This window comes from Streptomyces phaeochromogenes (genome assembly GCF_001418655.1).
Taxonomy (GTDB): Bacteria; Actinomycetota; Actinomycetes; order Streptomycetales; family Streptomycetaceae; genus Streptomyces; species Streptomyces phaeochromogenes.
In genome coordinates this window covers 1-19783 of the sequence record NZ_LIQZ01000186.1, presented here as the reverse complement: position 1 = coordinate 19783, position 19783 = coordinate 1, and the positions used below count along the sequence as shown (strand labels likewise).

The 19783-nt window shown below is 69.7% G+C and carries 18 protein-coding genes; 13 read left to right on the top strand and 5 right to left on the bottom strand.

Annotated features, from left to right (window positions below):
- Nucleotides 1-88: 88 nt before the first annotated feature.
- Nucleotides 89-988, bottom strand: coding sequence for an RNA polymerase sigma factor SigF (locus AOK17_RS25085; protein ID WP_055614815.1), 900 nt, complete (start codon nucleotides 986-988; stop codon nucleotides 89-91).
- 249 nt (nucleotides 989-1237) lie between these two features.
- Here AOK17_RS25085 and AOK17_RS25080 point away from each other — a divergent pair, with 249 nt between their 5' ends.
- The 6 genes from AOK17_RS25080 to AOK17_RS25055 all read left to right on the top strand — a co-directional run bounded on the left by AOK17_RS25080 (nucleotide 1238) and on the right by AOK17_RS25055 (nucleotide 7072).
- Nucleotides 1238-1657, top strand: a complete 420-nt coding sequence (locus tag AOK17_RS25080; RefSeq protein WP_055614812.1) for an STAS domain-containing protein — start codon at nucleotides 1238-1240, stop codon at nucleotides 1655-1657.
- 280 nt (nucleotides 1658-1937) lie between these two features.
- Nucleotides 1938-2441 (top strand): ATP-binding protein, encoded by a 504-nt coding sequence (locus AOK17_RS25075; RefSeq protein ID WP_055614811.1) that lies wholly within the window; start codon nucleotides 1938-1940, stop codon nucleotides 2439-2441.
- 325 nt (nucleotides 2442-2766) lie between these two features.
- The gene (locus tag AOK17_RS25070) at nucleotides 2767-3453 is read left to right on the top strand and encodes an LPXTG cell wall anchor domain-containing protein (RefSeq protein WP_079053271.1); all 687 of its coding nucleotides are present in this window, start codon (nucleotides 2767-2769) and stop codon (nucleotides 3451-3453) included.
- A gap of 171 nt (nucleotides 3454-3624) precedes the next feature.
- Nucleotides 3625-4545, top strand: coding sequence for a COG1470 family protein (locus AOK17_RS25065; RefSeq protein ID WP_055614809.1), 921 nt, complete (start codon nucleotides 3625-3627; stop codon nucleotides 4543-4545).
- Nucleotides 4546-4607: 62 nt separating this feature from the next.
- On the top strand, nucleotides 4608-5732 hold the full coding sequence (locus AOK17_RS25060; protein ID WP_107102491.1) for a neocarzinostatin apoprotein domain-containing protein: 1125 nt from the start codon (nucleotides 4608-4610) through the stop codon (nucleotides 5730-5732).
- A gap of 77 nt (nucleotides 5733-5809) precedes the next feature.
- On the top strand, nucleotides 5810-7072 hold the full coding sequence (locus AOK17_RS25055) for a hypothetical protein (protein ID WP_055614814.1): 1263 nt from the start codon (nucleotides 5810-5812) through the stop codon (nucleotides 7070-7072).
- A 171-nt stretch (nucleotides 7073-7243) separates the two neighbouring features.
- Here the strand turns inward: AOK17_RS25055 and AOK17_RS25050 are convergent, their stop codons facing one another.
- On the bottom strand, nucleotides 7244-8740 hold the full coding sequence (locus AOK17_RS25050; RefSeq protein ID WP_055614807.1) for an oligopeptide:H+ symporter: 1497 nt from the start codon (nucleotides 8738-8740) through the stop codon (nucleotides 7244-7246).
- Nucleotides 8741-9241: 501 nt separating this feature from the next.
- Between AOK17_RS25050 and AOK17_RS25045 the strand changes: the two genes are divergently transcribed.
- Both AOK17_RS25045 and AOK17_RS25040 read left to right on the top strand, forming a co-directional pair.
- Complete coding sequence (locus AOK17_RS25045; protein ID WP_055614806.1) at nucleotides 9242-9919, top strand: response regulator transcription factor; 678 nt, start codon at nucleotides 9242-9244, stop codon at nucleotides 9917-9919.
- Nucleotides 9920-10089: 170 nt separating this feature from the next.
- A complete protein-coding gene (locus tag AOK17_RS25040; protein WP_055614805.1) occupies nucleotides 10090-11373 on the top strand; it encodes an ATP-binding protein in 1284 nt (427 codons plus the stop codon).
- A gap of 73 nt (nucleotides 11374-11446) precedes the next feature.
- On the opposite strand, the gene AOK17_RS25035 is transcribed toward AOK17_RS25040, so the two are convergent.
- Nucleotides 11447-11989 carry a GtrA family protein gene (locus tag AOK17_RS25035; RefSeq protein ID WP_234048266.1) on the bottom strand — a complete coding sequence of 181 codons (543 nt, stop codon included), beginning with the start codon at nucleotides 11987-11989 and terminating at the stop codon, nucleotides 11447-11449.
- A gap of 196 nt (nucleotides 11990-12185) precedes the next feature.
- On the opposite strand from AOK17_RS25035, the gene AOK17_RS25030 reads away from it, so the two are divergent.
- Nucleotides 12186-13397, top strand: coding sequence for a 5-(carboxyamino)imidazole ribonucleotide synthase (locus AOK17_RS25030; RefSeq protein ID WP_055614804.1), 1212 nt, complete (start codon nucleotides 12186-12188; stop codon nucleotides 13395-13397).
- Nucleotides 13394-13960: a 5-(carboxyamino)imidazole ribonucleotide mutase gene (gene purE / locus AOK17_RS25025; RefSeq protein ID WP_055614803.1), complete on the top strand. Its 567-nt coding sequence runs from the start codon at nucleotides 13394-13396 to the stop codon at nucleotides 13958-13960. Before AOK17_RS25030 ends, purE begins: the two co-directional genes overlap by 4 nt.
- Before the next feature lie 32 nt (nucleotides 13961-13992).
- Here the strand turns inward: purE and AOK17_RS25020 are convergent, their stop codons facing one another.
- Nucleotides 13993-15195, bottom strand: coding sequence for an RNA-guided endonuclease InsQ/TnpB family protein (locus tag AOK17_RS25020; RefSeq protein WP_055614802.1), 1203 nt, complete (start codon nucleotides 15193-15195; stop codon nucleotides 13993-13995).
- A gap of 285 nt (nucleotides 15196-15480) precedes the next feature.
- Here AOK17_RS25020 and AOK17_RS25015 point away from each other — a divergent pair, with 285 nt between their 5' ends.
- The gene (locus AOK17_RS25015) at nucleotides 15481-16659 is read left to right on the top strand and encodes a dipeptidase (protein WP_055614801.1); all 1179 of its coding nucleotides are present in this window, start codon (nucleotides 15481-15483) and stop codon (nucleotides 16657-16659) included.
- A gap of 32 nt (nucleotides 16660-16691) precedes the next feature.
- Here the strand turns inward: AOK17_RS25015 and AOK17_RS25010 are convergent, their stop codons facing one another.
- Nucleotides 16692-17882, bottom strand: coding sequence for a THUMP-like domain-containing protein (locus tag AOK17_RS25010; RefSeq protein WP_055614800.1), 1191 nt, complete (start codon nucleotides 17880-17882; stop codon nucleotides 16692-16694).
- A gap of 90 nt (nucleotides 17883-17972) precedes the next feature.
- Here AOK17_RS25010 and AOK17_RS25005 point away from each other — a divergent pair, with 90 nt between their 5' ends.
- Together AOK17_RS25005 and AOK17_RS25000 are read left to right on the top strand one after the other, a co-directional pair.
- Nucleotides 17973-18974 carry a polysaccharide deacetylase family protein gene (locus tag AOK17_RS25005; RefSeq protein ID WP_079053272.1) on the top strand — a complete coding sequence of 334 codons (1002 nt, stop codon included), beginning with the start codon at nucleotides 17973-17975 and terminating at the stop codon, nucleotides 18972-18974.
- On the top strand, nucleotides 18974-19744 hold the full coding sequence (locus AOK17_RS25000) for a polysaccharide deacetylase family protein (RefSeq protein ID WP_055614799.1): 771 nt from the start codon (nucleotides 18974-18976) through the stop codon (nucleotides 19742-19744). The genes AOK17_RS25005 and AOK17_RS25000 overlap by 1 nt, the downstream gene beginning before the upstream one ends.
- The last annotated feature ends 39 nt before the right edge of the window (nucleotides 19745-19783 follow it).

Genomic DNA, 19783 nt, shown 5'->3' with positions numbered 1-19783 from the left:
CCGTCGCCGTCGCCACGACCACACACCCTGTGCGGTGGTGCGCTGGTCGTGGCGACGGCGACGGTAACGGCGATGGTGACGGCGACCGTCACTCCTCGACGGTCAGTCCCCTCCGCAGCCGCACCAGCGTCCGCGAGAGCAGCCGCGAGACGTGCATCTGCGAGATGCCGAGTTCGTCACCGATCTCGGACTGGGTCATGTTGGCGACGAACCGCAGGGACAGGATCTGCCGGTCGCGCGGCGGGAGTTCGGCGATCAGCGGCTTCAACGACTCGACGTACTCGATGCCTTCGAGCCCGTGGTCCTCGTAGCCGATCCGGTCCGCCAGCGCGCCCTCGGAGTCGTCCTCCTCGGGCTGGGCGTCGAGCGAGCTGGCCGTGTAGGCGTTCGACGCCGCCATGCCCTCGACGACCTCGTCGTTCGACAGGCCCAGACGCTCCGCCAGCTCTCCCACCGTCGGAGCGCGGTCCAGTTGCTGCGCGAGTTCGTCGCCCGCCTTGGCCAGGTCGAGGCGGAGTTCCTGCAGTCGGCGCGGTACCCGCACGGACCATGAGGTGTCGCGGAAGAAGCGCTTGATCTCGCCGACGATGGTCGGCATCGCGAAGGTCGGGAACTCGACGCCACGGCTGAGCTCGAAGCGGTCGATCGCCTTGATCAGGCCGATGGTGCCGACCTGGATGATGTCCTCCATCGGCTCACTGCGCGAGCGGAACCGGGAGGCCGCGAACTTCACCAGGGCGAGATTGAGCTCGACCAGGGTGTTGCGTACGTACGAATACTCGTGGGTGCCTTCCTCCAGCGACTCCAGTCGCTCGAAGAGGGTCTTGGACAGGGCCCGTGCGTCCACTGGCCCGACCTCGTCGAAAGGCGGGATCTCCGGAAGTCCGGCGAGGCCGACGTTCTCGTCGGCGGACTCGTCTTCCAGTCGTTCCAGAGGGGGTGTCGACGTCGCCCTCTGGGTCTGCGATGCGTCGAGCCGGGGTGACATGGTGTCCTCCATCGTTCTCGGCATATGGCTGCCGATGCCAATACGTGCACTGCGGTGTGCGGCGCCTCCAAAGCCGGCCGTGTCGAAAACTGTCTCTACTAGCCCTACCCGCTTTCGCGACTCTCTCGCAAGTGTGTTTCATGGTGAAATGTCCGTTTCTTGGCGGTTGTTCGGGTGTTGAAGGGTGCAAGGAAGGCGTAGGGTTCGAGGGCGTATCAACAGCCACGACGGTCGGAAGAGAGACACGGCATGGACCGCGGGACGGTCGGCAGCGCACAGTCGGGCCGGCTTCTGGTCGAGGTGCGGGAAGAGGGCGCTAGCGCCGTCGTGACCCCGGCCGGTGAGTTGGATCACCATACGGCGGATCTACTGCGCGAACCGATCGAGGATTGCCTCGACCGCGGGTTCGCGCGCCTCGTCGTGGACTGCTCACAGCTGGAGTTCTGTGACTCCACAGGGCTGAACGTGCTGCTCGGTGCCCGGCTGAAGGCCGAGGCCGCGGGCGGCGGGGTTCATCTGGCGGGCATGCTGCCGGTGGTGTCCCGGGTCTTCGAGATCACCGGGGCGGAAGCCGTCTTCACCCTCCACGACACACTCGAAGAGGCCTTGAGCGAGCCGGGGCCCGACGGGTCCGAGGCCGGTGAACCCGAGGCCGACCCGGGCGATTAGTCGCCCTGGGGCGCTCCCGTGAGGCAAAGTTATGCCTCGGTTGTGTCCGTGTGATCAGCGCGTTACCAGAGTCACAGCATCCATGCCGAATAAGTGGGTGTTCTGACGGTTCGGTCGGGCAGGAGACATCCTGAATATGTCAACAGACCGAACGGCAAGCGTGCGGCAGTCTCCGGACGACTCCCGGATCCCGAGTGTCCCTGAGCTTTCCGAATGTCCTGAATGTGCTGAGTGCTGAGTCTTGAATCGTGAACTGGTGAATCGGTGAGGTGAAGCGCTGATGAGCACCACCCGGCCTTACCCGCCGGGCGACCGCGGCCCGGAACCGGGTGACGGCGGCGCTTCCGGGACGCCCCCGGGCGGCACGCCCGTCGTGCGTCGTGCCCGTCGGCTGAACTTCGACGGCGCGAGCGGGGTTGTCCCGCTCGCCCGCGACTTCGCCCGTCAGGCGTTGTACGAGTGGGGCTGGCTGCCCGCGGCCACCGCCGACCAGCGGGCCGCGGCCGAGGATGTCCTGCTGGTCGTCTCCGAGCTGGTCACGAACGCCTGTCTGCATGCCGAGGGACCGGACGAGCTCCTGATCGCCTGCGAGAACAAGGTGCTCCGCGTCGAGGTCTCCGACCGGGGGGCGGGTCAGCCCGCGCCGCGCACGCCGCACCGGGCCGGGCGGCCAGGTGGCCACGGGATGTTCATCGTGCAGCGGCTGTGTCTGGACTGGGGTGTGATCCGTACGAACGGGGTTGCGGGCAAGACGGTCTGGGCGGAGCTCGGGGCACCGGCCTAGCGCTCGGCCGGGTTCGGCGGGTTGGTGTGGCCTGCGGGTTCTCTGCCCGCGGGCGCGCTGTGGCTGGGCGTGCCCCGCGGCGGAGCCGCACATGTCACCGCCCCGCGCCCCTTCGGGTCACCCCTGTTCCCGGCCCCTCTTGGGGTTACCAGCGGTTCGGGTACTTGCCCTTCCCTTACTTGATGCGCGCCGGATCCCCACGGATCCGGCGCGCACTTTGTCTTCCCTCGGCAAGGCCCCGGGCGTACCTTGACGGCCGATCTGATGTGCCGTCAGGAACGCCATCAGGAAAGCCTTCAGGAATGAGGGGACCGTGTCATACCGGATGTACCCGAAACGAACCGCCGCGCTCGCGTCCGCCGCGGCTCTGGCCGGCTCGGCGGTGCTGATGGCCGCCCCCGCTGCCCAGGCCGACGTGGTGGACGTCAACTACCAGTGCAAGACACCCATCGGTGACAAGTCCGCCGTCTCGCCCATCGACATCAAGGGCGTCAAGAGCGGCAGCGGCTACCAGATCACCATGACCTTCGAGAAGGGCGTCTCGTCCAGCCCCGTCGACCTGGGCAAGGGCGCGATGAACCCGAGCGCGGTCATCAAGCTGGGCGGCGCCGACACCGGCACGCTGGCGGTCAAGGGGCCCGCCAACCCGGCGACCGTGCCCGCCAACACGCCGATCAAGATCACCGACCTCACGGGTACGTACACCCCGAAGAAGACCGGCAAGGTCACCTTCACGCCGGGTGTGCTGACCATCAAGGCCCTCGGTACGACGACCACGTGCACGCCCTCCAACAACCCCAAGGTCTCGCTGACCCTGGACGTCACCGCGGCCGGCGGCGGGAGCACGGGGACGACGGGCTCCTCGCAGGACGCCCCAGCGGGCGGCGAGGAACTCCCGCAGACCGGTCCCGAGGACTCCGCGATCGCCCTCGGCACGCTCGGCGGCACGGTGCTGCTGGCAGGCGCGGCCGGAGTGCTGTGGCTGACCCGAAGGAACCAGGCCCACCGCTGACCTGCATGTCTCGTACGACCCGCGCGTCTCGTACGACCTGCGCGTCTCGCACGATCTGTGCGACTTGCGTGTCCGGCACCACCCGCACTCCCGTACGACCGCCCACCCGTCGCCCGACCACCGCCCCTCAACGAGGCGCTGCGCGCCGCCCCTCTGGTTTCGGAGCCGCCGATGCCGTTCGTACCGCCCGCCGCCCGTGTGCTCTGTCTTGCCGCCGTCGTACTTCTGGCCGTCGCTCCCACCGCCGCGGCCGACGGCGGCTGGTCCGTCGTGCCGTCGGCCGGCGGGCGGGAGGCACGGCCGTACTTCTACGCGGAGGGCGCGCCCGGCACGGTCCTGCAGGACACGGTGTCGGTGCTGAACCCGGGCGGGAAGCCGCTCACCGTACGGCTTCGGGGCGCGGACGCCGACAACACCAGGAGCGGCGGATTCTCCGTGCGGACCAGGGCGACGGACACCGGTGCCTGGATCACCTTCGCCGAGCGGACGGTGCGGATCCCGGCACGTACCCGCGCGGACGTGCCGTTCACCGTGAGCGTCCCGGCGGGCGCCACGCCCGGCGACCACCCCGGCGCGATCGTCGCGAGCGCAGCCGGCCGGACCGCGGCCGTACGCGTCCATCTGCGGGTCGAGGGCCCGACCCTCTCCGCGCTCACCGTCGAGCACGTACGGGTCGACGGCGGGCGCATCTCGTACGAACTGGTCAACCGCGGCACCACCGTGCTGACCCCGAAACTCGCCGTACGCGCCGAGGGGCTCTTCGGTGAGGTGCTCGACCGGGCCCCGCGCACCCTGCCCGTCGAACTGCTCCCCGGCCGCCGCGTCACGCTCACCGAACCCTGGCCCGACCGTCCCACGCTCGACTCCGTCGACGTCGAGGTCACGGTCACCGCGGCGGGCGGGGCCCACGACGAGGCGGGCGTGTCGGCCCGGTTCGTGCCGTGGGGAGCGGTGGCGGGCACGGCGGCGATCGGGCTCGCGGCGTGTGCGGCGGGCGGCCACTGGTTCGTTCGGCGTCGTGGGCGGGCGCGGGAGACACCGGACGCCGGACAGCCGCGTACGGAAGCCGAGTTGACGGGAGCGGTGACGTGAGCGCGAAAAGAGGGGTGCGGATTCCGGCGGTGGTCGTGGTGCTCGCGCTCGTTCTGTTCCCCATGGCGGGGGCGACCGCCTCGGCGGCGGAGAAGCCGGTGGTCAAGCTGTCCAAGTCCCAGGCGGGGACGGGCGGTTCGATCACCGTGAGCGGTACGGGCTGGCGGCCGAACGCGCTGCTGATGATGCTGATCTGCGGGCAGTCCTCGACCGACCGGGGCGTGATCGGCGGGACCAACTCCTGTGCCAACGCAGACGGCCGGGCCGTCACGACCGACGCGAAGGGCGCCTTCAGCAAGAAGCTGCCGGTCGCCGAGCCGCCCAAGCCGTGCCCCTGCGTGGTGCACGTGGCGACGGTCACCGGGGAGAAGGCGGAGGCGGACGCCCCGTTCCTGGTCGCCGGACACGATGTCGAGCCACTGCCCAAGCAGGACAGCGGCGGACGGCTCTCGGTGCTCACCGACACCCGGCTCGACGGGTCGAGCGGCCTGCTCGCCTGGTTCGGCGCGCCGCCGTCCCGCGAGCTCGTCTTCACCGTCGGCAACGTCGGCACCACCGCCGTCAAGAACCCCGTCTTCCAGGTCGGCACCTCCCACGGTGTGTTCGCCCCGCAGTGGGAGGAACAGCAGTGGCGCGGCACCATCGGGCCCGGCGAGAAGGAACGGATCACCCTGCCGGTCGAGCTGACCGCCGGCGCGCACGGCGACTACACGGTCTCGCTCAAGTTCGGCGGCAAGGTGCTCGCCGAACAGCCGTGGGGCGTGGGGCGCCCCTGGGGCGTGACGCTCTTCTGGATCCTCGTCTGCGTCGTCGTACCGGCCGCGCTCTTCCGGATCGGGATGGCCGTGGTCGACCGGATCCGGCCGCGCGGCTCCGCCGGACGTGCCGGTCGCTTCGGCGGCGGCAGGGGAGGGCGGCCCGGACGTCCCGGCCGCGGTGCGCACGGTGTGCGGCGCGGCGGGCTCCGGCTGCCCGAAGTCACCCTGCGCATGCCGAAGTTGAGCCTCACATCCTCGACCTCCCCGGAGGAGTCCGGGGCCGACACCACGACGCGTACGCGATCCCGTACGAACCCGACCCTGCCCTGGTTCACCCCGGATACCGATCCGGGGGCGGCCGAGGCCGATCCGCTCTCCGCACCGCACGAGAACAGTCCGACGACCCCCACCAGGAAGGGAAACACGTGAGCACGCAACGGAGAGTCCGGCCGGGGCCGAAACGGCCCAGAAGCAGCCGGAGAGCGGGCGCGGCCGGGGTCGCGATGATGCTCGGCGGTGCGGGAATCCTGCTGGGCGTGGCCGCGGCGCCGGCCCAGGCCGCCGAGGTGTCCTACGCGACCGACTGCGTACCGCCTCCGGCCGCCGGGCTGCCGACGGTCAAGGGCACCACCAAGGTCGAGGTCACCGCGCCGGCCACGGCGAAGGTCGGTGACGAGGTCGAGGTGGTCTGGAAGTTCACGCAGGCCGCGTCGAAGAACCCCGACCTCATCGACCTGCCCGCCAACTCGGTCCAGCCGTCCGGCACCCTCAAGGCGGCCGGCGCGCAGGCCGCGTCCATCGCGATGCAGGGGCCGCGCGAGAACCCGGCGATCCCCAAGGGCGGGGCGATGGTCCTGTCCGACATGAAGGGCAAACTGAAACTGACGACGGCGGGCGACGTGACGCTGACGCCGGACGCGTACGCCATCAACGTCTTCTCGACGGACACGAAGTGCACGCCGACGGAGACGGTGAAGCCCGCGGCGACGATCAAGGTCACGGCGGGGGAGGGGACCACGCCTCCCGGGACGCCCGATCCCACCCCGCCGCCGACGAGCAGTGAGCCGGACCCGACCGAGAGCGAGACCGGCGGCAGCGACACGGGCGGTACGACCGGTGGCGGCGGTGAGACCGACTTCACCGGCAAGGAGGTCAAGATCCCCTACGCGTGCAAGACGCCGATCGGCGACAAGAACGCGACCTCTCCCGTGCAGATCAACGCCAAGAAGGACGGCGGGAGTTACGACCTCACCGTCAAGTTCAAGGGGTCCGTGATGGACAGCCCCGCCGACATCCCGGCGGACTCGGTCAAGCCGTCGATGGAGGTCGTGCTCGGCGGTGCCGACAAGGGCACGGTCCATGTCGAGGGGCCGACGAACCCCGAGGCGATCAAGTCCGGGGATCCGATGGTGATCTCCGACATGACCGGCACGTACAAGCCGGGTGCCGACGGGGAGTCGACGCTCTCGCCCGGTGTGCTGACGGTGAAGGCCCTCGGGACGACCACGACGTGTACGCCGGAGAAGTCCGAGGTGTCGTTGACGCTGGACACGTCTGCTCAGCCGGGCGGTGCCGCCGGTGGGAGTGGCTCCGCCGGTGGGGCCGGGACGTCGGGGTCCGGTGACTCCGGCGGAGGGCTGGCCGACACCGGGGCCGATGACAGTGGAGGGCTGCGGGCGCTCGGGTTTGTCGCCGGGACCGCGATTCTGCTCGGCGGGGCGGTGTTCACGTTCATGCCTCGGCGGCAGGCTTCACGTCGGGCGTCGTAGAGGAGCGTCGCCGTTTGGAGGTGCGGGTCCGTCGTGGCTGGTCGCGCAGTTCCCCGCGCCTCTGAAAGCAAAAGACTGCGCAGTTCCCCGCGCCCCTCATAAGGGGCGCGGGGAACTGCGCAATCAGCCACAGCAAGCCCGCAGTTGACCTGCCGGACCTCGGCGGAGCGTCTAGCGGACGTTGCCCATCAGGGACTTGACCTTGTTGCGGTACATGTAGATCGCGAAGCCGGCGACGACGGCGAGGGTCGCTTCGAGGGCGACCACGCCCATGCCGTTGAGGTCGACGCCCGCGATGGAGAGCAGGCCCGTCGTGGCGTCGCCGGCGGTGACGGCGAGGAACCAGACGCCCATCATCTGGGAGGCGTACTTCGCGGGGGCCATCTTCGTGGTGACGGAGAGGCCGACCGGGGAGACGGTCAGCTCGCCGACGGTCTGCACGAAGTAGATGGCGACCAGCCACATCGCGGCGGCCTTGTGACCGCCCTCGGCGATCGACAGGGGAGCCAGGAAGAGGAAGAACGACGCGCCGACCAGGACCAGACCCGAGGAGAACTTCACGATCGTGCTCGGCTCCTTGCCGGCGCGGTTCAGCGCCAGCCAGGCCCAGGCGAAGACCGGGGCGAGGGCCATGATCAGCACGGGGTTGACCGACTGGTACCAGGAGACCGGGAACTCCCAGCCGAACACGGTGTTCTCGGCCGACGACTCGGCGAAGATCGACAGCGTGGAGCCGCCCTGGTCGTAGATCATCCAGAAGACGGCCGCGGCGATGAAGAACCAGATGTACGCGGACATCTTCGACTGCTCGACACGGTCCAGGGACTTGTCCCGCTTGATACGGGCGATGACCCAGACCGGGATGACCAGGCCGAGGACCGTCAGCGGAACCAGGATCCAGTTCAGCGTGTAGTGGCCGGAGAAGCCGACGACGGAGTAGAAGACCGCGGCGACGGCCAGCCACAGCAGGCCCTTGCGCAGCGTCGAGGCCTTCTCTGCGGTGGACAGCGGCGTCGGGACGACGTCGGAGCGCGTGTCGAGGTGGCGGCGGCCGATCAGGAACTGGGCCAGACCCAGCGCCATGCCGAGCGCGGCGAGCGCGAAGCCCAGGTGCCAGTTGACGTTCTCGCCGATGGTGCCGATGACCAGCGGCGCGGCGAAGGCGCCCAGGTTGATGCCGATGTAGAAGACGGTGAAGCCGCCGTCACGGCGCGGGTCGTCCGGGCCGTCGTAGAGGTGGCCGACCATCGTCGAGATGTTGGCCTTCAGCAGACCCGAGCCGATCGCGACGAGGCCGAGACCGGCGTAGAACGTGCCGGACGAGGGCAGCGCCAGCGTCAGGTGGCCGAGCATGATCACCAGGCCGGCGACGGCGACGGTCTTGCGGGGGCCGAGCACGCGGTCCGCGAACCAGCCGCCGGGGAGGGCGAGCAGGTACACGAGCGACAGGTACACCGAGTAGATCGCCGTCGCGGCGGTCGCGCTCAGGTGCAGGCCGCCGGGGGCGACCAGGTACAGCGGGAGGAGAGCCCTCATGCCGTAGTAGGAGAAACGCTCCCACATCTCGGTCATGAAGAGAGTGGCCAGTCCGCGGGGGTGGCCGAAGAAGGTCTTCTCGGAACCGGGGGTGCCCGGAGAGACCGAGTCCTTCGTCAGGCTGGACGCCATGGTCGTTCCTTGCTGGTCGGGACGCGCTGCAGAGCGTCGCGCGCCCGGTGGGGGAGGCGGCCGGCACCGGCGGGGAGGGCCGTCCCGCCCCACGCCCACGGGGAGTCCGCTCCGGGTCCTCGGAGCGGTGGACGGCGACCACCGGGATCCACGCCCCGCACGCGTCCTCGCGCTCGGGGCCCGGCCACAGGTCATTCCTTTCAAGGCTGGTAGACACCAGCCCGCACACAAAAGAGACCTTCGGCGTCAAGCTCCCGCCAAAGGTCCCTGCGTGGTGCTACAGGCGTCTGGTCACCATAAGGCCCCACGGCATGGCATTGCCGCATATGACATGACTTGAGAGATGGATCACAGGTATGGATGGAACTATGCGCCTGAATCGAAGGCCGTTCATAGATTTACATCCCTAACCCGCAGGGTTACATCTCCCGCGCGATGCGGGCGAATCACGGGCGGCGATCACCCTGTCTGCACTGGTCCGCAGCGGACTACCATCAGTTCATGACCCGAGTACTGCTCGCCGAGGACGACGCGTCCATCTCGGAACCCCTGGCCCGCGCCCTGCGCCGGGAGGGGTACGAGGTTGAGGTACGCGAGGACGGCCCCACCGCGCTCGACGCCGGCATCCAGGGCGGCATCGATCTGTGTGTGCTCGACCTCGGGCTGCCCGGCATGGACGGCCTGGAGGTGGCCCGGCGGCTGCGCGCCGAGGGGCACACCGTGCCGATCCTCATCCTGACCGCGCGTGCCGACGAGGTGGACACGGTCGTCGGCCTGGACGCCGGCGCCGACGACTACGTCACCAAGCCGTTCCGCCTCGCCGAGCTGCTGGCCCGCGTCCGGGCCCTGCTGCGGCGCGGCGCGGCCGAGCCCCAGCAGCCGCCCGCCACGCACGGGGTGCGCATCGACGTCGAGTCGCACCGGGCCTGGATGGGCGAGGAGGAGCTCCAGCTCACCGCCAAGGAGTTCGACCTGCTGCGGGTTCTCGTCCGGGACGCCGGGCGGGTCGTCACGCGTGACCAGCTCATGCGTGAGGTGTGGGACACGACGTGGTGGTCTTCCACGAAGACCCTCGACATGCACATCTCGTGGCTGCGGAAGAAGCTCGGTGATGACGCCGCGAATCCGCGGTACATCGCGACGGTACGGGGCGTCGGGTTCCGCTTCGAGAAGAGCTAGCTCGTTGTCGCCGGGCCGCGCGTCATCGCCGTTGCGACGTCGGTGAGTGCGCGGCGGCGGGCCGTGTGCGGCTGGTCGCGCCCACGTGGCGGAGCCGCAGAATGTGACGGTCCCGCGCCCCTGGAGGGGCGCGGCCCTAGCCCTCATTGATCAGTTGTCCGGAGGGGCCTGTGCGTCGCCGTCTCATCAACTCCACCCTGGCCGTCGTGCTGGTCGTGATCGCCGTGTTCGGGGTCTCGCTCGTCATCGTCGAGACCCGCACGATCAGCAACAGCGCCCAGGAGCGGGTGGACTCCGAGGCGGTGCGGCTGGTGAGCATCGTCGACAGCCGCATCCTCGGCGACGAGCTGATCAGCGCCGGTGTCCTCAAGGACCAGGTCACGGGCGACCGGTACGCGCGCATCGAGATCCCGGGCCGCCCCGACATCCACATCGGCGACAAGCCCACCGGTGACGTCATCAAGTCCACCCGCAAGGGAGAACAGCGCGAGACGGTCACGGTCCAGGAGCCCCGTTCGGCGGTCACCCGGGAGGTCGGCCGTACGCTCCTGATCATCGCGGCGGTCGCCCTGCTCGCGGTGATCGCCGCCGTGCTCCTGGCGGTGCGCCAGGCCAACCGGCTCGCCTCCCCGCTGACCGACCTCGCGGAGACCGCCGAGCGGCTCGGCTCAGGGGATCCGAGGCCGCGCCACAAGCGCTACGGCGTCCCGGAGCTGGACCGCGTCGCGGACGTCCTGGACGGCTCCGCCGAGCGCATCGCCCGCATGCTGACCGCCGAGCGCCGACTGGCCGCCGACGCCTCGCACCAGCTGCGTACGCCGCTGACCGCGCTGTCCATGCGGCTGGAGGAGATCACCCTCACCGACGACCCGGACATCGTGAAGGAGGAGGCGACCATCGCGCTGGGCCAGGTCGAGCGCCTCACGGACGTGGTCGAACGGCTCCTGACGAACTCCCGGGACCCGCGGACCGGCTCCGCCGTCACCTTCGACCTCGACGAGGTCATCAAGCAGCAGCTCGCGGAGTGGCGCCCGGCCTACCGCAACGCGGGCCGCGCGATCGTCAGCTCCGGCAAGCACCGGCTCCAGGCCGTCGGGACGCCCGGGGCCGTGGCTCAGGTCCTCGCGGCGCTGATCGAGAACTCCCTCATGCACGGTGGCGGCACGGTCGCGCTGCGCACACGCGTCACCGGCAACCAGGCTGTGATCGAAGTCACCGACGAGGGGCCCGGTGTCCCGGCCGATCTGGGCGCCCGGATCTTCGAGCGGGCCATCAGTGGCCGCAACTCCACGGGGATCGGGCTCGCCGTGGCCCGTGACCTCGCGGAGGCCGACGGAGGGCGCCTGGAGATGCTCCAGGCGCAGCCTCCGGTGTTCGGGCTGTTCCTGTCCCGCACGCCGCTCAGACGGCCGCAGGACGGCGACGGCGACGGTGAGGAGCAGACGGTTCGCTGAAGCGGCTGCGGCGCGGCTGCGGTTGTCGGGAGGCCGCGGGCCGGACGTGGCCGGTCGCGCCCGCGCCGGACCTCTAGCGCACGCGCTGGACCTGGCGGAACTGGCGGGTCGGGCGGTCCTCGTCCTGCAGGTAGGCCTGGCGCTCCTGGTCGAGGTAGGGCTCCGGGTTCTCCAGGAACGATTCCGCGCTGGCCACGGCCTCACGCGCGGGAGCCGCACGGAAGACCCAGGTGCGGTAGGACCAGAAGCGGAAGAGCGTCGCGATGCCGATGCCGACGAACTTGAAGACGTTGCTGGCGAGGGGGCTGTCCAGCCCGAGCCCGTACGTGGCGGCGTAGAGGAAGCCGTTCTCGATGACGAGGCCGACCGCGCTGAACAGCACGAACAGCGTCAGCTCCTTGGTGCGGCCGCTCTTGTCGCGATCGCGGTACGTGAAGTACCGGAAACCGATGTAGTTCGAGACGATCGCGACGACCGTGGCGATCACACTGGCCCGTACGACCTGAAGATCAGTGGTACTGCGCACCACGTTGAAGGCGATCAGGTTGACCAGCAGACCGGCACCGCCGACCGCGCCGAACTTGGCGACTTCCCTGGTCAGCCGGTCGATCCGCATGCGGACAGCGCTGGGCGGCCTGGCATGTGCCCTGCGTTTACCACCTTTGCCCATGGTGTCGCCCAGCCCCCGTCTCGTCGGATACGTCAATTTCGTCAACCTTCGTCGACTCCGCCATGCTAACCAGCGGTTCCCTTCGGTGCCCGGCTTGGACTCGAATATGTGGCCGGGATGTGATGAACATGCGGAACTTCCGATGATCATGCGGGCGACAGGGGTGCCCCGATATGGCCGATACCCTGGGGGCGTGACGTTCCCGGTAGTCGGCATGGTCGGCGGGGGGCAGCTCGCTCGTATGACACACGAGGCGGGCATCCCGCTCGGCATCAAATTCAAGCTCCTCAGTGACACCCCCCAGGATTCCGCGGCGCAGGTGGTCGGTGATGTCGTCATCGGCGACTACCGCGACCTCGACACGCTGCGGGCCTTCGCGCGGGGCTGCGACGTGATCACTTTCGATCACGAACACGTACCCACCGAGCATCTGCGTGCCCTGGAGGCGGACGGCATTCCCGTGCGCCCCGGGCCGGACGCGCTCGTGCACGCCCAGGACAAGGGCGTGATGCGCGCGAAGCTCGACGAGATCGGCGTGCCGTGCCCACGGCACCGGATCGTGAGCGACCCGGCCGACGTGGCCGCGTTCGCGGCGGAAGGGCTCCCGGAGGGGGCCGAGGGTGACGGTTTCCCGGTCGTCCTCAAGACCGTCCGCGGCGGCTACGACGGCAAGGGTGTGTGGGTCGTACGGTCCGCGGCGGACGCCGAGGACCCCTTCCGCGCCGGCGTCCCGGTCCTCGCCGAGGAGAAGGTCGACTTCGCCCGGGAGCTGGCCGCCAACGTCGTACGGTCGCCGCACGGCCAGGCCGTCGCCTACCCGGTCGTCGAGTCCCAGCAGGTCAACGGCGTCTGCGACACGGTGATCGCGCCCGCGCCCGGCATCTCCGACGAGCTCGCACTGCGGGCCGAGGAGCTGGCCCTGCGCATCGCGAAGGAACTCGGCGTCGTCGGCCACCTCGCCGTCGAGCTGTTCGAGACCCGTGACGGCCGCATCCTCGTGAACGAGCTGGCCATGCGCCCGCACAACTCCGGCCACTGGACCCAGGACGGCGCGATCACCTCCCAGTTCGCCAACCACGTCCGCGCGGTCCTGGACCTGCCCCTCGGCGATCCGCGCCCGCGCGCGAAGTGGACGGTCATGGTGAACGTCCTGGGCGGCGACTACCCCGACATGTACTCCGCGTACCTGCACTGCATGGCCCGCGACCCCCAGCTCAAGATCCACATGTACGGCAAGGACGTGAAGCCCGGCCGCAAGGTGGGCCACGTCAACACCTACGGCGCCGACCTGGACGACGTCCTGGACCGCGCCCGTCACGCAGCCGCCTACCTGAGAGGCACGATCACCGAATGAGCACGTCCGCAGCTTCGTCCTCAGACTCGTCCGCCGAGTCGCCCGTGGTCGGCATCGTCATGGGCTCGGACTCCGACTGGCCCGTCATGGAATCGGCCGCGCAGGCCCTCGACGAGTTCGAGATCGCCTACGAGGTCGACGTGGTCTCCGCGCACCGGATGCCGCGCGAGATGATCGCGTACGGCGAGGAGGCGGCCGGTCGCGGCCTCAAGGTGATCATCGCGGGCGCGGGCGGCGCGGCCCATCTGCCGGGCATGCTCGCCTCGGTGAGCCCGCTGCCGGTGATCGGCGTCCCGGTCCCGCTGAAGTACCTCGACGGCATGGACTCGCTGCTCTCCATCGTCCAGATGCCCGCGGGCGTCCCGGTCGCCACGGTCTCGGTCGGCGGCGCACGCAACGCGGGCCTGCTGGCCGCCCGCATCCTCGCCACCCAGGACGAGGAACTCCTCGGCCGGATGCGCGAGTTCCAGCAGGACCTCAACGACCAGGCCACGGAGAAGGGCAAGCGCCTGCGCTCCAAGGTCGAGAGCGCGGGCAGCGGCGGCTTCGGCTTCGGGAATTGAGTGCTCCTCCTCGTGAGAGGCGGATTCCTGGCTCACGCCGCTCGGTCGCTCAGCGAACGATCGAGTCTTACGCGATCAGCACCAGCCGGGTTCAGACCAGCCCGGGCCAGCATCACGTGGGCGGAGTTCTTGTCCCTGGGGGATACGGCTCCGCACGCGGTGCAGGTGTAGGTACGTTCCGAAAGAGGAAGTGCGTGCTTGGTTCTCGCTCCGCACTGTGCGCAGTCCATCGTGGTGTGCGCCGGATTCACAAGCCGGACGTCCCGCCCGTGCTTGCGGCCCATTTCGATCAGGGCTCGCTTGGTCGTGCCGATCGCCGCGTCGGCGGCCTTGCGCGCCATGGTGGTGCGACTGAGGAACTTCGGGCGGAAGTCCTCCACCGCTATCGCGTCATGGTCGTGAACGACCTTGCGCGCCCACTTACGGCCGGTGTCCTGTCGTTGCCGGGCGACCTTCCTGTGGACCCTGGCCCGCAGTCGCTTCGCTTCCCGGTAGCCCTTCGACGCGGCCTGCCCGTTCTTCGGTCTGCGACGGGCCGTCATCCGGTCGTACCGGGTCAACTTCTTCCTGGCCTTCCGGCCGTGCTCTGCGTGCGGGAGGTCGTGTGCGCCGCTGGTGGTGGTCGCGGTTACCTTCACTCCCCAGTCGATCCCGATCACCGCGCCCGTGGCGGGCAGGGGCACCACCTCTGCCGGGACAACGAACGAGCAGTACCAGTGGCCCAGAGCGTCCTGGTACACGCGCACCGAGGACGGCTCAGCCGGAAGGTCTCGCGACCACACCACCGTCAGCACGATCGCGCCTGCCAGATGCAGACGACCGGCCCTCATCCGGAAGCCGCGCCTGGTGTAGCTCAGTGTCGGCAGCGTCTCGCGCTTCTTCTTGTACTTCGGCATTCCGGTGCGGCGGTGTACGGGCAGCCGCTGCCCGATGTCCTTCAGGGCCTTGCCGCGGGACTTGCCGAAGTCGCGAATGATCTGCTGCTGCGGAACCGAACAGCCCTCACGCAGCCATGCATTGCCTGCCCTCGCTTCGGTGAGCATGCGGTCGAGGCGGGCCGGGCCACACGTCTCGCCATCCTGGTGGGCCTTCGTGGAACGGGCGACGCACTCGTTCCAGACCCACCGGCATCGGGCCCACTCCGCCTCCAGCGCGGCGCCGGCGGCCGACGATACGCGGAGCCGGTAGGTGTACCGAGCATGTCCGCCCAGTGCAGCCCCACTCGGCTCTGCCATGTCTCCGCCCCCTGACGGCCCTCCACGTGGAATGCAGTGGCATTCTCACCTCTCGGACGAGACCGTATGTGCGACGGTCGCACGCCAGTGCTTCTCTTTCGCGTTCACCACTCCAAATGGTGAAAATGGGAACAGCCATGCGCATCATCCCGGTTTTGTCGGACAGTCGACCGGGCGCTTCGCGTTTGTGAACCGGATGGGACGACGCTCCGTGTTGTGACGCCAGGTTCTGTTCCTCCCGTCCGGCGTGAATGCCGGGACCCTAGTAAGAAACAGGTGATGCCCATGAGCTCGATCGAGGAAGCCAACGAGCTCCTGCGGGATTTCCCCGTCGTCGACGGCCACAACGACCTCCCCTGGGCGCTGCGCGAGCAGGTCCGCTACGACATCGGTGCTCGTGACATCGCCGCCGACCAGAGTGCTCATCTGCACACGGACCTGGCACGGCTGCGGGCGGGCGGTGTCGGTGCGCAGTTCTGGTCGGTGTACGTGCGCTCGGACCTGCCCGGCGCGGTGACGGCGACGCTCGAACAGATCGACTGTGTGCGGCAGTTGATCGCGCGCTACCCCGCCGACCTGCGTGCCGCGCTGACCGCCGCCGACATGGAGACGGCCCGCGGTGAGGGTCGTATCGCCTCGCTGATGGGTGCCGAGGGCGGCCACTCGATCGACAACTCCCTCGCCACGCTGCGCGGGTTGTACGAGCTGGGGGTCCGCTACATGACCCTCACCCACAACGACAACATCGCGTGGGCGGACTCGGCGACGGACAAGCCGTCCGTGGGCGGCCTGTCGGCGTTCGGCCGCGAGGTCGTACGGGAGATGAACCGCCTGGGCATGCTCGTGGACCTCTCCCACGTGGCCGCCACGACCATGCGGGACGCGCTGGACACGTCCGTCGCGCCGGTGATCTTCTCCCACTCCTCCTCGCGCGCGATCTGCGACCACCCGCGCAACATCCCGGACGACGTGCTGGAGCGGCTGCCCGCCAACGGCGGTGTGGCGATGGTGACGTTCGTGCCGAAGTTCGTCCTCCAGGCCGCCGTCGACTGGACGGCCGCCGCCGACGAGAACATGCGCGAGCAGGGCTTCCACCACCTCGACACGACCGCCGAGGCGATGAAGGTCCACCGCCTCTTCGAGGAGTCCAACCCCCGCCCCGTCGCGACCGTCCCGACGGTCGCCGACCACCTCGACCACATGCGCGAGGTCGCGGGCGTCGACCACATCGGCATCGGCGGCGACTACGACGGCACGGCGTTCACGCCCGACGGCCTCGACGACGTCTCCGGTTACCCGAACCTCATCGCGGAACTCCTGGACCGCGGCTGGTCGTCCACCGACCTCGCCAAACTGACCTGGCAGAACGCGGTCCGCGTGCTGGGCGCCGCGGAGGACGTGGCCCGCGAGGAGCAGTCCCGCAGGGGCCCGTCGAACGTGACCCTGGAGCAGCTGGACGGCTAGGCAAGGCCAAGTACGGCCAGGCTCCACGGTGGTTAGGCGGGTGCGGGGTGTCCCAGCAGCATGGTCGGGGCGCCCTTCACCCGGGTCAGGAACACGGTCGCCGAGTTGGGCCCCTGCGGCTTCACCTTGCGCCGCAACTCCTCGGGCTCGACGGCCGATCCGCGTTTCTTGACGGTGAGGACACCGACCTCGCGCTCCCGCAGCAGCGCCTTCAACTTCTTCACGCCGAAGGGGAGTTGGTCGGTGATCTCGTAGGCGGTGGCGTAGGGGCCGGCTTTCAGTGAATCCGCTGTGATGTAGGCGATGGTCTCGTCGATGAGCCCGCCGCCGTCGAGCTCCTCTGCGACCTCCGCGACCAGATGCGCCCGGATGACGGCCCCGTCGGGCTCGTACAAGTACCGCCCCAGAGGCCGCACTTGGGGGTCCGGCAGCCCCCGGCCGACGAGGGTCCGCGGCCCGGGCAGCAGGGTCGCGCGTACGGACCCGGCCTCTCCCGTGCCGAACCACAGCACGGCCTCCTTCACGTCCCCGGAGTCCGAGATCCACTCGGCCCCGGCCTCGGCGGGGACGGTCTCGTGCGGAATCCCGGGTGCGATCTTCAGCGCGGCGAGAGGCGCTTCGAGGGCGGTCCGCACGGCCCACGACAGCGGCGGCGAATAGGCCTCGGGATCGAAGACGCGCCCGCGCCCGCCCCGCCGCGCCGGATCCACGAACACGGCGTCGTACGCGGTCGTCGCGACCTCCGTGACATCCGCCTCGCGCACTTCGATCAGCTCGCCGAGCCCCAGCGCGTCGGCGTTCGCCCGCGCCACGGCCGCCGTCAGCGGGTCCCGGTCGACGGCGAGCACCCGGATCCCGGCCCGGGCGATCGCGATCGCGTCCCCGCCGATCCCGCAGCACAGGTCCGCCACGGACCGCACCCCGAGCTCCTGGAATCGCCGGGCCCGGTACGCGGCCACGCTCGCCCGGGTCGACTGCTCCACCCCGTTCGGCGTGAAGTACATCCGCCCCGCGTCCGCCGCGCCGAACTTCACCACGGCCCGCTGCCGCAACCGCGCCTGCCCGAGCGCCGCCGACACGAGCCCGACGGGATACTCCCGCCGCAGCCGGGTCGCGACGGCCAGCTCCTGAGCGGGTTCGGTGTCCCGCACCTCGTCGAGCAGGGCACGTCCCTGGTCGGTGAGCAGGGAGGCGAATGAGGAGAGCGGATCGAGGTCGTTCACCGCCCCATTGTGGGCCAGTCGGTGGACGGGACGCGGTCGCCGGATGTGTCGAGGGCTTGTGAGGGGTGTGACCTGTGAGGATCCGGGTTCATGCGACTTGTACGACAAAATGACGGAAACGATGTCAATGGCGGCTCAGGGGGCGCCCCCTCAGAGGCGCGGGGAACCGCGCGACAAGCCCCCACCGTCCCGCAGGTCGCAATCCGGCCGTCCCGTGCGGCACGCACCGCTCTCGTCCTGCTGACGGTCACCGCACTGGCGGCCGGCTGCGCAGAAGCAACATCCACCACCGTCAATCCGGCCGCAGGCCAGCAACTCCTCAAGGCCCCACCGGCCCGGGCCATGGACGCCTACGCCACCAAACTCCGCCAGGAGCAGCGCGCCCGCGCCACCGCGGCAAAACGGTGGGGCCTGGCCAAGCCCCCGCTGCCCGCACCCCCCGCCCCCAAGAAGAAGCCCGCCATCAGCACCCGTAACGGCTTCGAGGTGGACGACCACGAAGGCCTGCCGCCCGTCTTCACCACGATCCCCACCAAGGACAAGGTCGTCTTCCTCACCATCGACGACGGCGCCGAGAAGGACCCGGCGTTCCTGCGGATGATGAGCGAACTGAAGATCCCGTACACGGCCTTCCTGAGCGACTACCTGGTCAAAGAGGACTACGGCTACTTCAAGAAGATGCAGGACAGGGGCGTGGTCCTGAACAACCACACCCTCAACCACCGCTATATGCCGAACCTCTCCTACGACCGGCAGAAGCAGGAGATCTGCGGCATGCAGGACGTGATCGAGAAGCGCTACGGCAAGCGCCCGGCCCTCTTCCGCCCGCCCTTCGGCAGCTACAACGAGGACACCCTGCGCGCGGCCGGGGCCTGCGGCATCAAGGCGGCCCCGCTGTGGAACGAGGAGGTCTTCGCCGACCGCTGGGACTACCGGGAGCTGGACCGGGACCTCCATCCCGGAGACATCGTTCTCAGCCATTTCCGCGGCAAGGAGCACTGGAAGGGCACGATGCCCGACATGGTCCGCCGCTTCCTGAAGCTGGTCACGGACAAGGGGTACGCGGTGGCACGCATCGAGGACTACCTGTGATGAAGCGGCCGGCCGCCGCCGCGGCACTGCTCGCGGGCCTGGTCTGCCTGGCCGGCTGCGCCCAGTCCGTGGACCCCATCGAGCGGCTGGGCAAGAAGGCCGCGCAGAAGGTACGCACGTACGGGCCCACCGAGGATCCGTACCGCCGCTGGGGCCTGACCGCCCCGCTCGCCCCGGCGCCGAAACCGCCCGACCGGCGGCCCTCCGCCCGCACCGCGGGGCCGGGCCTGCCGCCCGTGGTCGACCGGGTCGCCACCCGCGACCGGGTCGTCTTCCTGACCTTCGACGACGGTGCCGAGAAGGACCCGGGGTTCGTCGACATGGTCCGTGAACTGCGGCTGCCGGTCACGATGTTCCTCACCGACAGTGTGGTCGGGCCGGGGTACGCCCACTTCGGCCGGCTCCGGGCGGTCGGCGCGAGCGTGCAGAACCACACGCTCGACCACCCGTACCTGCCGGGCCTTCCGTACGCCGGTCAACGGGCCGAGATCTGCGGTCAGCAGGAGAAGCTCAAGCAGCGCTTCGGTATCCGTCCGCGGCTCTTCCGCCCGCCCTACGGCGACTACAACTCCGACACCGTGCGCGCCGCCGCCGACTGCGGGCTCGCCGCCATCGTCCTCTGGCACGACGCCGACCGCCTCCGCCCGGGCGACATCCTCCACTGCCCCGAGGGCCGGAACGGTACGACCCTCACCCGAACAACCGCCAAGACCCTGAACCGAGTCCAGGACCAGGGCTTCACGGTGGCCCGCCTGGAGGACTACCTCTAGGGATTCCTCGCCCCCGCCGCCCCTACCCATTCCCGTCCC